15 protein-coding genes are annotated in these 13,663 nt (G+C 33.7%); 14 read left to right on the top strand and 1 reads right to left on the bottom strand.

Annotated features, from left to right (window positions below; all coding sequences use genetic code 11):
* The first annotated feature begins 5 nt into the window (after positions 1 to 5).
* From HMPREF1630_RS04860 to HMPREF1630_RS04835, 6 genes are read left to right on the top strand one after another with little or no spacing between them, the layout of a single operon-like run.
* Complete coding sequence (locus HMPREF1630_RS04860) at positions 6 to 437, top strand: ATP synthase subunit C (RefSeq protein ID WP_004827557.1); 432 nt, start codon at positions 6 to 8, stop codon at positions 435 to 437.
* A 1-nt stretch (position 438) separates the two neighbouring features.
* Entirely contained in the window at positions 439 to 675 is a 237-nt protein-coding gene (locus HMPREF1630_RS04855; RefSeq protein ID WP_004827556.1) for a V-type ATP synthase subunit F, read from the top strand.
* Positions 676 to 686: 11 nt separating this feature from the next.
* Positions 687 to 1,292 carry a V-type ATP synthase subunit E family protein gene (locus tag HMPREF1630_RS04850; RefSeq protein WP_037327580.1) on the top strand — a complete coding sequence of 202 codons (606 nt, stop codon included), beginning with the start codon at positions 687 to 689 and terminating at the stop codon, positions 1,290 to 1,292.
* A complete protein-coding gene (locus HMPREF1630_RS04845; RefSeq protein ID WP_037327579.1) occupies positions 1,276 to 3,018 on the top strand; it encodes a V-type ATP synthase subunit A in 1,743 nt (580 codons plus the stop codon). The genes HMPREF1630_RS04850 and HMPREF1630_RS04845 overlap by 17 nt, the downstream gene beginning before the upstream one ends.
* Positions 3,019 to 3,021: 3 nt before the next feature.
* The gene (locus tag HMPREF1630_RS04840) at positions 3,022 to 4,395 is read left to right on the top strand and encodes a V-type ATP synthase subunit B (RefSeq protein WP_037327577.1); all 1,374 of its coding nucleotides are present in this window, start codon (positions 3,022 to 3,024) and stop codon (positions 4,393 to 4,395) included.
* On the top strand, positions 4,388 to 5,014 hold the full coding sequence (locus tag HMPREF1630_RS04835) for a V-type ATP synthase subunit D (protein ID WP_004827552.1): 627 nt from the start codon (positions 4,388 to 4,390) through the stop codon (positions 5,012 to 5,014). Before HMPREF1630_RS04840 ends, HMPREF1630_RS04835 begins: the two co-directional genes overlap by 8 nt.
* A 34-nt stretch (positions 5,015 to 5,048) precedes the next feature.
* On the opposite strand, the gene rodA is transcribed toward HMPREF1630_RS04835, so the two are convergent.
* Complete coding sequence (gene rodA / locus HMPREF1630_RS04830) at positions 5,049 to 6,215, bottom strand: rod shape-determining protein RodA (RefSeq protein WP_037327575.1); 1,167 nt, start codon at positions 6,213 to 6,215, stop codon at positions 5,049 to 5,051.
* Positions 6,216 to 6,316: 101 nt separating this feature from the next.
* On the opposite strand from rodA, the gene nth reads away from it, so the two are divergent.
* The 8 genes from nth to eno all read left to right on the top strand — a co-directional run bounded on the left by nth (position 6,317) and on the right by eno (position 13,574).
* Positions 6,317 to 6,961, top strand: a complete 645-nt coding sequence (gene nth / locus HMPREF1630_RS04825; RefSeq protein ID WP_037327572.1) for an endonuclease III — start codon at positions 6,317 to 6,319, stop codon at positions 6,959 to 6,961.
* Positions 6,954 to 7,796: a Cof-type HAD-IIB family hydrolase gene (locus HMPREF1630_RS04820; RefSeq protein ID WP_037327571.1), complete on the top strand. Its 843-nt coding sequence runs from the start codon at positions 6,954 to 6,956 to the stop codon at positions 7,794 to 7,796. Before nth ends, HMPREF1630_RS04820 begins: the two co-directional genes overlap by 8 nt.
* Positions 7,789 to 8,247 carry a tRNA (cytidine(34)-2'-O)-methyltransferase gene (locus HMPREF1630_RS04815; protein ID WP_037327569.1) on the top strand — a complete coding sequence of 153 codons (459 nt, stop codon included), beginning with the start codon at positions 7,789 to 7,791 and terminating at the stop codon, positions 8,245 to 8,247. The genes HMPREF1630_RS04820 and HMPREF1630_RS04815 overlap by 8 nt, the downstream gene beginning before the upstream one ends.
* An 11-nt stretch (positions 8,248 to 8,258) precedes the next feature.
* Positions 8,259 to 9,185: a thioredoxin-disulfide reductase gene (gene trxB, locus HMPREF1630_RS04810; RefSeq protein ID WP_037327566.1), complete on the top strand. Its 927-nt coding sequence runs from the start codon at positions 8,259 to 8,261 to the stop codon at positions 9,183 to 9,185.
* Between the two features lie 67 nt (positions 9,186 to 9,252).
* The gene (gene gap, locus HMPREF1630_RS04805) at positions 9,253 to 10,260 is read left to right on the top strand and encodes a type I glyceraldehyde-3-phosphate dehydrogenase (RefSeq protein WP_004827547.1); all 1,008 of its coding nucleotides are present in this window, start codon (positions 9,253 to 9,255) and stop codon (positions 10,258 to 10,260) included.
* Between the two features lie 49 nt (positions 10,261 to 10,309).
* The gene (locus tag HMPREF1630_RS04800; RefSeq protein ID WP_037327564.1) at positions 10,310 to 11,506 is read left to right on the top strand and encodes a phosphoglycerate kinase; all 1,197 of its coding nucleotides are present in this window, start codon (positions 10,310 to 10,312) and stop codon (positions 11,504 to 11,506) included.
* A 10-nt stretch (positions 11,507 to 11,516) separates the two neighbouring features.
* A complete protein-coding gene (gene tpiA, locus HMPREF1630_RS09430; protein WP_037327563.1) occupies positions 11,517 to 12,269 on the top strand; it encodes a triose-phosphate isomerase in 753 nt (250 codons plus the stop codon).
* 12 nt (positions 12,270 to 12,281) lie between these two features.
* Complete coding sequence (gene eno / locus HMPREF1630_RS09425; protein WP_004827544.1) at positions 12,282 to 13,574, top strand: phosphopyruvate hydratase; 1,293 nt, start codon at positions 12,282 to 12,284, stop codon at positions 13,572 to 13,574.
* The last annotated feature ends 89 nt before the right edge of the window (positions 13,575 to 13,663 follow it).

Below are 13,663 nucleotides of genomic sequence, written 5' to 3'. Positions count from 1 at the left end.
ATATTATGATTAAATACACAGCACTACTTGCACTTGCAGTAGTAATAATAACAATTTATTCAGGTTTGTACCTATTAAAAAACAACGAAGACCCATCAAAATCTAAAATTAGAAAAGCATTAAAGATGAATTTATTTACCTTTGTGCCAGTAATGTTAATGATTGTTGTACTTATGATTCCTACAGGTTCAAAAGCAGCAGAGACTGCAGCAACAGCCGCAGCAGCTTCTGACGGACTTAAATATATTGGTGCAGCACTCTCAACAGGACTTGCTGCTATTGGTACTGGATATGCTGTAGGTACAGTAGGTTCAGCAGCACTTGGAGCTATTTCTGAAGACCAATCTATCCTTGGTAGGACAATCATATTCGTTGGTCTTGCTGAAGGTATCGCTATCTTTGGTGTTATTATTTCTATCATGATTCTAAACGCATAAAATGAAAGCAAAGATTCTAACTGACTCAAACAGCTTGCTAACAATGTTCCGCCTTGGCGCAATTGAAGCAAGCTTGGTTGGAGATCAAAATTTTGAAGTGGAATTTAAAAATTCGTACAAGGATGAGAATCTTGCCATATTGATAATTACAAGGTCAGTTTATAATAAAAACATGAATAGGATAGATAATTATAGAAGAGATTACTCAATGCCTTTGATTGTAATTATTGATGGCTGAAAGGATAAAATATGCTAGACTTAGAAGCAAAACTATCAAGTTTTAGGAAGATGGTTTGGGATGAAGAAAAATTAAAAACTGATAATGAGTTATTCTTATCAACTGAAAAAAATTCATCCTATATAGACGATAAAAATAAACAAAGAAATAAAGAATTTGAAGAAAAAATAAAAGATAGAAAAAACTTTCTAAAAATAAGAAAAAATGAAGAAATCTCTAAAATAAAGCAAGAAGAAAAAAATGATTTCTATGCTTATAGAGAAGAATTGCTTGATGATTTTTATAATAGATTAATCACTAAACTAAGAGCTTATAAAAAAACTGATGCATATAAAAAATCTTTACAAGAAGATATTAAGAAAATGATGAAAGCACTTAATTTGTCTGAAGATGAAATTGTTGTATGTGTCCTTCATGATGACTTAGATTTAATAGATTTTAAAAATAAACAAGCGATTGATAAGACTTACATTGGTGGCTTTATACTTAAAGATATAAATAATGAGTTTAGATATAACTTTAGCTATAAAGAGAGAATAAGAGATAGAAAATATGAATTTGGTAAGAAATTATACCAAGTTCTTGAAAGTGAGCGTTTTAATGAATCCAATAATTAAAACAATTAATGGACCTGTTGTTTATGCTCAAAATGCAAGAAATCTTAAAATCAGAGAGATGGTGTCGGTTGGAAATTTAAAGCTAATCGGAGAAGTTATTTCTGTTGAGGGCGATTTTGCTACCATTCAGGTTTATGAGGATACATCAGGTCTAAAAGTGGGAGAGGATATTATTTCTACATCAATGCCTCTTTCTGTTAGACTAGGTCCAGGTTTATTGGGAAATATGTTTGATGGTATTGAAAGACCTCTTAAACATATTATGGATAAGCATGGAGCTTTTATTCCATCAGGTATTGGTTTTGATAATCTAGATTTGGAAAAAGAATGGGATGTTAAAATCAAATTTAAAAAGGGCGATAAGATAAGAAAAGCTGATATTTATGCTACTATTAAAGAAACTGAAGTAATAGAGCATAGACTTATGTCAAGTTTTGATGGTGAAATAATAGAAGCAAAAGAAGATGGCAAATATAAGCTAGAAGATACTATACTTAAAGTAGAAAATGATGAAGGTGTTTATGAGCTTAAGCTTTATCAGTATTGGCCAGTTAGAAATCCTAGACCTGTTAAGAAAGCTCTCAGCTTAAAGAACCTACTTGTTACAGGTCAAAGAGTTTTGGATGTATTTTTCCCTATTGCAAAGGGTGGTACTGTTGCAATTCCAGGTGGTTTTGGTACAGGTAAAACTATGCTCCAACACCAACTTGCCCAATATTCTGATGTTGACATAATTGTCTATATCGGTTGTGGTGAGAGGGGAAATGAGATGACCCAAGTACTAGAAGAATTCCCTGATCTTATAGACCCGAATACTGGCAAAGACTTGATGCAAAGAACAATTCTTATAGCAAATACATCTAATATGCCAGTAGCAGCGAGAGAAGCAAGTATCTACACAGGTATAACTATAGCAGAATATTATAAGGATATGGGTTATGATGTTGCTCTTATGGCAGACTCCACATCAAGGTGGGCAGAAGCTCTTAGAGAAATATCAGCAAGGCTTGAAGAAATACCAGCAGAAGAAGGTTATCCAGCCTATCTTGCTAGTAGACTTTCAAAATTCTATGAGAGAGCTGGTTATTTTGAAAATTTAAATGGAACTAAGGGATCTGTTACCCTAATAGGAGCTGTATCTCCATCAGGTGGAGATTTTTCTGAGCCAGTTACAGAAGCTACAAGAAGAAGCGTAAATGTATTTTTAGGTTTGGATCGAAAGCTTGCTTATTCAAGACATTATCCAGCTATAAATTGGTTAACATCATATACTAATTATCTGGAAAAAATGCAAGATTATTACAAAGAGCATTACAATTCAGATATTATTTCTATAAGAAATAAGCTTATGAATGTTTTGATTTCTGAAGAAGAAGTTAAATCAATTATGATGCTAGTTGGATCTGATGCCTTATCTGATGAGCAGAAAAATATTCTCGATGTTGCTGCCCTAATTAGAAACGGATTTTTGCAACAAAACGCTTATAATGCAGTTGATAAATATGTACCTGTAGATAAGCAAATTATGATGTTAGACATTATTGATAAATATAACAACTTAAGTGAACAAGCCCTAAAAGATGGCATTTCATATAAAAAGATTTATAATTCTGATTTATTAAATGAAATAAGTCAGATGAAATATAATGTTGAGAATGATAAGTTAGAAAAGCTTAATCAGCTAGGCTCTAAGATTGAGAATTATTTTGCTAATTTGAGGGGGTAGCTGATGAGAAAAGAATATACTAAAATTAAAAAAATTGAATCATCTATTATTGAAATTGAAAAAGTAACTGATATTGCATATAATGCCTTAGTTTCTGTTCACGCAGCAGGAATGGAATTTGTAGGGTCAGTTGTTATGGTCGATGATGATACAGTAACAGTAGAAGTTTATGCTAATACAGATAATTTTTCTGTTGAAGATATAGTTGTAAGTTTTTATGAGAGACCTCTAGAACTACCACTAAATGAAACTATTCTGGGTAGGACTTTTAATGGTATAGGTGAGCCTATTGATAATGGTGGAGATATTTATGCTGATGAGACCTATCCTGTAGAAGGTCTTGCGTTAAATCCTGTTGCAAGGGAATACCCAAGAGATTTCATCCAAACTGGCATTTCTGCTATTGACACCTTAACAACATTAATACGTGGTCAAAAATTACCAATATTTTCAGGATCAGGTCTACCTCATAATGAAATTGCTGCTCAAATTATTAGGCAAGCAAAACTTAAAACAAACGAAGACTTCGCCTTTGTATTCGCAGCCATGGGTATTAAGAAGGATGAGGCTATGTTTTTTGAGGATGCTTTCTCAAAAGCAGGTGTAAAAGACAAGCTTGTTATGTATCAAAATTTGGCAGATTCTCCAATAATGGAAAGGCTACTTGCTCCAAAGTGCGCCCTAACAGCAGCAGAATATTTAGCTTATAAAAAAGGCTACCACGTTCTTGTAATAATTACAGATATGACTTCATATTGTGAAGCGCTCAGGGAAGTTTCTTCAATAAGGGGCGAAATTCCATCTAGGAAGGGTTATCCTGGATACCTTTATTCAAACCTTGCGAGCCTTTATGAAAGAGCGGGTATGATTGAAGGAGTAAAGGGATCTGTAACTCTTATCCCAATTTTAACTATGCCAAATGATGATATTACACACCCTGTAGCTGACCTTACAGGCTATATTACTGAAGGTCAGATTGTTATTGATAGGGGACTATCAAGCAAGGGTGTTTATCCACCTATTAACGTACTACCATCTCTATCAAGACTAATGAAAGATGGTATAGGTGAAGGATACACTAGGGCAGATCATGAAGATGTAATGAACCAGTTGTATGAATCATATTCAAAGGTAATTGACGTAAGAAATATTGCACAAATTGTCGGAGAAGATGACTTATCAGCTGTTGATAAGGAGTATTTAGAGTTTGGGGATGTTTTTGAAAGCAAATTTTTATCCCAAGCTCAAAGTGAAAATAGAGAGTTAGAAGAGAGCCTAGATCTTGCTTGGGACATACTAAAAATATTGCCAAGAAATGAACTTCACAGAGTATCTGAGAAGAACCTTGATAAATTCATAGGAAAAGCTGATGAATAGCGAACAAATTGCAAGCAAGGCTAACCTCATAAAAGCCAAAGAAGAGCTAAAGCTTTTAGATGTTGGTCTAGATATTCTTGATAAAAAGAGAAAGGCTCTTATGAATGCTCATGAGAGTAAAATTAAAGATAGGGACAGTTTGAATAAAAAAGTTAATCAAACAATGAATGATGTTAGTCATAGCTTTAATAAGGCTATGGCAAGCATAGGCCAAGCTAAGCTAGAAAGTTTAGCAGGTCTTATACCTATTGACAATTCGATTGAAACAAAAAATACAAAGTTCATGCAGACAGACATGGCTGAAGTAAGTTTCAATCCTAAGAAATTGTCCTTATCATATTCTTTTTATCAAACCAATTCACTTTTTGATGAGGCTCTTATTGCCTTTAACAAACTAAGAGCTGATATATTTAAACTAGCTGAACTTGATAGTACAATTAATAATTTAGAAATCGAGATAAGAAAATCAAATAAGAAAGTGAACAGTTTGGAAAAGATTCAGATACCACAAAAGACTGAACTTATAAAGAATATTTCTCAGAGCATAGAAGAAAAAGAAAGAGAAGAATTCTCAAAAACAAAAATTGTTAAAAGCAACAAAGCAAAAAAGTCATCGTAAAAAATTACGATGACTTTTTTGTTGATTAATTTCATTATTTTCTCTTAGATGGTCTTACCATACTAACTTCAAGTGGCATTATTGTTTCATAGTCAATGATGCCGTTATCATATTGGTTTTTCTGCATTGATGCGGATAAGGCAAAGCCTATGCAAACTAAAATTAAAAGTTGGAAGGTACCACCATTTGAGAAGAATGGTAGGGGTATACCTGTAACAGGCATAATACCAATTGTCATACCAACATTTTCGAAAATATGGATAAAGATTAGTCCTGCTATGCCAGTTACTAAAAGGCTAATAAAGGTATTGTTTGATGATTTAGCAATATTTATCAACCTAAATATTAGGATGGTAAATAAGGCTATCATTATTATTGCGCCAATAAATCCCAGCTCCTCAGCCAAGACTGAAAATATAAAGTCGGTTTCTTTTTCTGGTATATAACCATACTGAGATTGGCTTCCATTTAAGTAGCCCCTGCCATTTAACATACCAGATCCAATAGCTATCATACCTTGCTGTTGTTGCCAGTTAGAGCCTGATGTATCTCTGGATGGATTGAGGAAGTTTTCAATTCTATCAGCTCTAAATCCCTTAAGGTTTGCAAGGAGAAAAATTGCTAATGCAATTCCGGCTAAAGATAAAAGTCCTATCCACTTCCAAGATAGACCTGCAATAAAAATCATTGCAGCAATAAAAAATACATAGACCATTGAAGTACCAAAGTCTGGTTGCATAAGTATTAAACCAATTGGTAAGCCAACAAATATGATTGTCTTAAAAAGTACAAGTGGTGTATTTATCGCATACTTATACTTATCTAAAAAGGCAGCGAGGGTTATAATAAGAATTATTTTTGAAATTTCAGCTGGTTGGAAGGAAAACGAACCAATATAAATCCAGCTTCTAGCGCCCCACTCATCAAGACCTCGACCTATAACTAGGGTTATAAGCAAAAGGCCAATCATTCCAGCATAATAAATCTTATAGGGTTTTTTTACTACATCTAAATCTAGGGTACAAATTATTGCGATGAGTATAAAACCTAAAATGGTTGAGAAAATTTGTGTTTTTATTGAACCAATTTTTCCGCCATATGCAGAATATAAAACTATTAGCCCAAATATCGATAGTGCTAAGGTAGAAATTAATAGTAGGATGTCAAAATCCTTAAAATTTTTCTTTTTTAAATTAAACATTATATCACTCCAGTTCTTATACATTATATAACAGAAATTAAGCAAATACAATTTTAGCATGTAAAAATAAGACTAGTATAATAATATAGAAAGATGGTGGTATTATTTTAAGTAAAAAGAAAATAGGCGAAGTCCTAGATTTATTAGATAAAATGTATCCTGATGTTGATCATTCGATGCTCAATTTCACTACTCCATTCGAACTTTTAGTTGCAACAATACTTTCAGCTCAAGCAACTGATGTTAGTGTAAATAAGGTGACTAAGGAGATGTTTAAGGTTGCAAATACACCTGAGGATTTTGCAAATATGGATATCAAAGAGCTTGAAAATCATATTAGGACAATAGGTATTTATAGGAACAAGGCAAAGAATATAAAAGCAGCAAGTAAGATTTTAATCGAAGATTATAATTCTATTGTTCCAGCAGATAAAAAGGAATTGCAAAAGCTTCCTGGAGTAGGAAGGAAAACTGCTAATGTGGTATGTGCAAATGCCTTTGGTATTCCATCTATAGCTGTAGATACCCATGTTTTTAGGGTCGCAAATAGGATTGGGCTTGCAGATGCTAATAATGTTGACAAGACTCAGGATCAGTTGGAAAAAAATTTAGACAAGTCAAGATGGTCTAAGACTCATCACCAATTGATTACTCATGGTAGAGCCTTATGTAAGGCTAGAAACCCACTTTGTGAAGAATGTTTGATAAATAAATTATGTATTTATTATAGGAGAAGTCATGATTAAATTATTTGCTTTTGATATAGATGGAACACTTTTAGATAATAAGTCTTTGTTGACAAGTGCAAGCAATGAAGCTATTAAAAAACTTCAAGAAGCAGGAATCAAGGTTGTCCTTGCAAGCGGTAGGGTGTTTCCTTCAATTCAGTTTCATCAGAATTTGCTAGGAATAAATGGCCCTATAGTAGCTACAAATGGGAGCTTAATTAGTCTAGATGGTAAGGAAGTTTATAAAAGCTATCATATAGATGATGATTTGCTTAAGGCCTTATATGAGTTTTGTTTAAAACATGAATTAGAATTTCATTTTTATGATGAAGAAAATTATTATACTAATAGATTGAATCTTGACCGTATTAAGCATTTGTTTATTAACAATGATTATGGTATGAATTATCAGGTCGGTTTAATAATAAAAAAAGATCCAGTTTCTTATTTGATAAAAAATGGTAAAAAAGACGTTAAATTTCAAATATCTGGTATAGATGAAAAAGAAATTTCAAAAGAAGAAATTTTAGGATTGCTTAAGCAAGAATTTGAGGATAAACTTTATATGACAGCTTCTGGTGATTCTATAATAGAAATCGGCAACAAAGATGCCACAAAGTGGTTCTCTATAGAAGAGATTTGTGAAATATTGGGTATATATAACAGTGAAGTTGCAGCTATAGGAGATGCTTACAATGACATACCTATGGTGATGGGAGCTGGACTCGGCTTTGCTATGGGAAATGCTAAGAAAGAGTTAAAAGACGTGGCTGATGTTGTTGTAGCAGATAATGAATCCAATGGTATACTTGAAGCTGTAAATTATGTTTTAGAGGCTAATAAAAATGTTTAATGTAGTTTTGCTTATGCCAGAACATCCAGGTAATGTTGGCAATATAGCCAGAACTTGTGTTCTAACTGAATCAAGACTCCACCTAGTCAGACCCTTTAAATTTAATTTATCTGATAAATATTTAAAAAAAGCGGGTATTGATTATTGGCAATATGTTGACTTAGTTATTCATGATAGTCTTGATGAGTTTTTAGAATTCATAAAAGATAAAAATTTTTATTTAGTAGAAACACCCAGCCAAAACAGATATGTAGATGTAGAATTTAAAAATGAAGATTATCTAATTTTTGGACGAGAAAAAGAGGGGATAGACGAAAGTCTACTTAAAATTTATAAGGAAAAAATTATTACAATTCCCATGACTCCTAAAATTGATAGGTCATTAAATTTAGCAAATTCTGTTTCTATTGTCTTATATGAAGCTTTAAGGCAAGTAGATTTTAAATTTTAATAAGGAGTTATATGTACGATATAATAATTATAGGCGGGGGTCCGGCAGGTTTGACTGCAGGATTGTACGCAGGTAGGAGTAAGTTAAAAACATTAATAATAGAAAAAGATATAGCTGGTGGACAGATTTCCGGAACTGCTTATGTGGAAAATTATCCTGGTTCTATCGAAAATCCAACAGGAATGGCTCTTTCTGAAAGAATGGAAGAACAAGCCAAACAGTATGCAGATTTTGTTTTTGAAAATGTAGAGGAAGTTAAGCTAGATGGAGAAATTAAAACAGTTAAGACTGATTCTAACGAATATCAAGCCAAGGTCATTATAATTTCTACAGGAGCAAGACACAGGAAACTTGATGTAAAAGGTGAAGAAGAGTTTGCGAATAGGGGAGTTTCTTATTGTGCAACCTGTGATGGTCCTTTCTACCAAGGCCTAGATATCTACGTAGTAGGTGGTGGTGATTCTGCTCTTGAAGAGGCAAATTATCTTACTCGTTATGGCAAATCTGTAACAATAATCCATAGAAGAGATGAATTTAGAGCGAGTGGAGTTGTTGTAGAAAATGTTAAAAACAACCCAAAAATCATGTTTGAATATAATAGTGTAGTTAAAGAGATTAGAGGTGATAAGGAAGTAGAAGAGTTAGTATTAGAAAATGTAAAGACTAAGGAAGAGAAAGTTATAAAAAATGAAGATGGATCGCCTATAGGTGTTTTTGTATTCGTTGGCAATATAGCTCAAACCGAACTATTTAAGGATATGCTTAAAATGGAAAATGGATATATCCTTACCGACGATGATATGAAAACAGATATAGAAGGAGTCTTTGCAGTAGGAGATACCAGGAAGAAATCAGTTAGGCAAGCTGTTACTGCAGCTAGTGATGGATGTGTTGCAGCAATCATGGCCAATAGGTATCTAGAAAGTAAATCCTGGTAGGAATATTGACAAAGTAATAACAAAATGTATATTAATAGATGTAGAAACGAATTTTTAGGAGGCAATAATGACAACAAGAGTAGCAATTAACGGATTTGGTAGAATTGGACGTCTTACCTTAAGAAGAATCGCAGCAGTAGAAGATAATATTGAAGTAGTAGCAATCAATGACCTTATTGACAAAGAAGGTTTATTATATGCTTTCAAATATGATACAGCTCAAGGAAGATTCGATGGAGAAGCTGAATTAACAGAAGATGGATTTAAAATCAACGGCAAAGAAATTAAAGTTTTTGCTGAAAGAAATCCAGAAGACCTTCCATGGAAAGAATTAAACGTAGATATCGTTCTAGAATGTACAGGATTCTTTACTGAGAAAGAAAAAGCAGAAGCTCACATTAAAGCAGGAGCTAGAAAAGTTCTTATTTCAGCACCTGGTAAAGGCGATATGAAAACAATCGTATTTGGTGTAAACCATGAAATTCTTGATGGTTCAGAAACAGTTGTTTCAGGCGCAAGCTGTACAACAAACTGCCTATCACCAATGGTTAATGTATTACTAAAAGAATTTGGATTTGTTTCAGGTCAAATGTCAACAATCCACGCATATACAGCAACTCAAGCTATCCAAGATACACCAGCAAGCAAAAAGGACCTTAGAGGCGGTAGAGCAGCAGCTCAAAATACAATCCCAGCTTCAACAGGTGCAGCTAAAGCAGTAGGTAAAGTACTTCCAGAAGTAGAAGGTAAAATCGATGGATCAGCTCTAAGAGTACCAACAATCACAGGCTCTATTACAGAACTTTACTCAGTACTTGAAAAGAAAGTAACAGTAGAAGAAGTAAATGCAGCTATGAAGAAATATTCTAACGATGCTTTTGCATATGAAACAGATGATATAGTTTCAAGTGACATTATCGGTTACCCAGCAGGTTCAATATTTGATTCTCAACTAACAAAAATAGTTGAAGGAGCAAATGGAACACAAGTTGTTAAAACTGTTGCTTGGTATGATAACGAAATGGGATATGTATCTAACTTAGTTAGAACACTTGATTATCTAGCAAATCTTTAAGAGTATTAAATGGGCGAGATAATATCTCGCCTTTTTTACGAGGTGAATAATGAATAAAAAAACAGTAAAAGATTTAGATGTAAGGGGCAAAAAAGTATTAGTAAGAGTTGACTTTAATGTTCCTTTATCAAAAGAAGAAAAGGGAAAAATTGCAGATGACGCTAGGATAAAAGCAGCTTTACCTACAATTAACTACCTATCAGAAAACGGTGCTAAGGTAATCCTTATGAGCCACTTAGGTAGACCAAAGGGTGAAGCAAATCCTGATTTTTCACTAAAACCAGTTGCAGACTACTTAAAAAATGAATATAAAGATAAATTCGCCTTCATTCCAAGTGATGAAGTTGTAGATGAAAAAGTAAAAGAAGAAGTAAACAAACTTGCTGATGGTCAAATTGCCTTACTTGAAAATACAAGATATAGAAAAGAAGAAACTAAAAATGGCGAAGACTTTGCTAAAGAATTAGCTTCTCTTGCTGATTTATATGTAAATGATGCCTTTGGTACAAGCCACAGAGCACACGCTTCAAATGTCGGAGTAGCAAGCATACTTCCATCTGCTGTTGGTTTCTTAATTGAAAAAGAAATCGAAGTTATGGGTAAGGCCCTAGAAGCTCCTGATCACCCATTTGTATCAATCTTAGGTGGAGCAAAGGTATCTGATAAGATTGGTGTAATTGAAAATTTAATTACAAAAGTAGACACTATCCTAATCGGTGGTGGCATGGCTTATACTTTCCTAAAAGCTATGGGTAAGGAAATAGGAAAATCACTTCTTGAAGAAGATAAGATGGACCTATCACTTGAATTAATCGAAAAAGCTAAGGCTAATGGAGTAGAAATCCTATTACCAGTTGATGTTGTTATAGCTGATAAAATTGAAGCTGGAGTTGATACAGAAATAGTTGATATTGATGATATTCCAGTTGATAAAGAAGCTTTAGATATTGGACCAAAGACAGCTAAATTATTTGCTGAAAAAATTAAAGCTGCCAAGACAGTAGTATGGAATGGACCTATGGGAGTATTTGAAATAAAAGAATTCTCAAACGGTACTAACGAAGTTGCTAAAGCTCTTGCTGATTCTGATGCTGTTACAATAGTAGGTGGCGGTGATAGTGCTCTTGCTATTGAAATGGCTGGTCTTAAAGATAAGATTACCCATGTTTCAACAGGTGGTGGAGCAAGCTTAGAGTTCCTAGAAGGTAAGGACCTACCAGGAATAACTGCAATTGAAGATAAGTAAGGAGTAATGAATGCGTAAACCAGTTATAGTAGGTAATTGGAAGATGAACAAAACTCCTAGCGAAGCTAGGGTACTTCTTGAAGAAATCAAAGCTTTAGATCTTGATTCTAGTGTAGAAGCAGGATTCTGTGTACCAGCTATTGATTTACTTGTAGCTCAAGAAGTTCTTGAAGGCACTGACATTAATTATGGTGCAGAAAATATGTATTTTGAAGAAAGTGGAGCTTTCACTGGTGAAATATCACCATTAATGCTTAAAGACGTTAAGGCAAAATACGTAATTATTGGTCACTCTGAAAGAAGAGAATATTTCAAGGAATGTGATTGCCTTGTAAATAAAAAGGTTAAATCTGCCCTTGCGCATGACCTAGTACCAATTCTTTGTGTTGGTGAAACTCTTGAAGAAAGAGAAGAAAACAAACATGAAGCTAAGGTTAAAGACCAATTAACAAAAAATTTAAAAGACGTAAGTGAAGCTGATGTTGAAAAAGTCATTATAGCCTATGAACCAATTTGGGCTATTGGAACTGGCAAAACTGCTTCTGCAGAAGATGCTGATTCTATGTGTGGTTTTATAAGAAACTTCATAAAAGAATCTTACAGCGAAAATGCTAGCGAAAAGATTAGAATTCAATACGGTGGTTCTATGAAACCATCAAATGTAAAAGAACTTCTTGCCAAAGAAAATATAGACGGTGGTCTAATCGGTGGCGCAAGTCTTAAAGCAAGTGATTTTGAACAATTAGTAAATTTTAAAAAATAAAAGGAGAAATAAATGAGCTTAATTACAAGTGTATATGCAAGACAAATTCTTGATTCAAGAGGAAATCCAACTGTTGAAGTTGAAGTTGAAACAGAACTAGGTGGCTTTGGTAGAGCTGCAGTACCTTCTGGTGCATCAACAGGTGAATGGGAAGCTGTAGAACTTAGAGATGGAGATAAAAATTATTATCTAGGAAAATCAGTTCTTAAAGCAGTTGAAAATGTAAATGAAATCATTGCTGAAGAACTTGAATACAACTTTGACGTTACTGACCAAATTGGTGTTGATAATGCTATGATCGAACTTGATGGTACAGAAAATAAGGGCAAATTAGGTGCAAATGCTATCCTTGGTGTATCACTTGCAGTAGCAAAAGCAGCAGCAGATGAACTTGGTATGCCACTATATAACTACATTGGTGGAACAAATGCTAAATTACTTCCAACACCAATGATGAACATTTTAAACGGTGGAGAACATGCTGATAACTCTGTAGATATCCAAGAATTTATGATATTCCCACTAGGAGCTGATAGCTTTGCTCATGCTCTACAAATGGGAACAGAAGTATTCCACAGCTTAAAATCCGTTCTTTCAAGCAAGGGATACAATACAGCTGTAGGTGATGAAGGTGGATTTGCTCCAAACCTTAAATCAAACGAAGAAGCTCTTGAAATTATTTGTGAAGCTATAAAAGCTGCTGGTTATGAACCAGGCAAAGATGTTTATATAGCAATGGACTGCGCTTCATCTGAATTCTACAACAAAGAAGACGGTAAATACCACCTTGATGGTGAAGGTACAGTTAAGACAGAAGATGAAATGATTGATTGGCTAGAACAATTAGTTAACAAATACCCAATTATTTCTATCGAAGACGGTCTTGATGAAAATGACTGGGAAGGTTGGGCAAAACTTACTCAAAGACTTGGTAAAAAAGTTCAACTTGTTGGTGATGACCTATTCGTTACAAACACAAAGAAACTTTCAAAGGGTATAGCTGAAGGCGTTGCTAATGCAATTCTTATCAAAGTTAACCAAATTGGTACTCTTACTGAAACACTTAATGCCATTGAAATGGCAAAAGAAGCTGGCTATACAGCAATAGTTTCTCACAGATCAGGTGAAACTGAAGATACAACAATTGCAGATTTAGTAGTAGGAGTTAATGCTGGTCAAATCAAAACAGGTGCACCTTCAAGAACAGACAGAGTTGCTAAATACAACCAACTTCTAAGAATTGAAGATGAACTTTGGGATGATGCAAGATTTAAAGGCTTAGATGCTCTTTACAACTTAAAATAATAATTTTTATAAAGACTTGTTCTTAATGGGCAAGTCTTTATTTTTATAATAAATATTGAAATATGAGCCTATTTGTGGTATTATAAAAC

The organism is Anaerococcus lactolyticus S7-1-13, from assembly GCF_000758765.1.
GTDB lineage: Bacteria > Bacillota > Clostridia > Tissierellales > Peptoniphilaceae > Anaerococcus > Anaerococcus lactolyticus.
The sequence above is the reverse complement of the archived record's forward strand: the minus strand, read 5'-3'. Positions and strand labels throughout refer to the sequence as shown.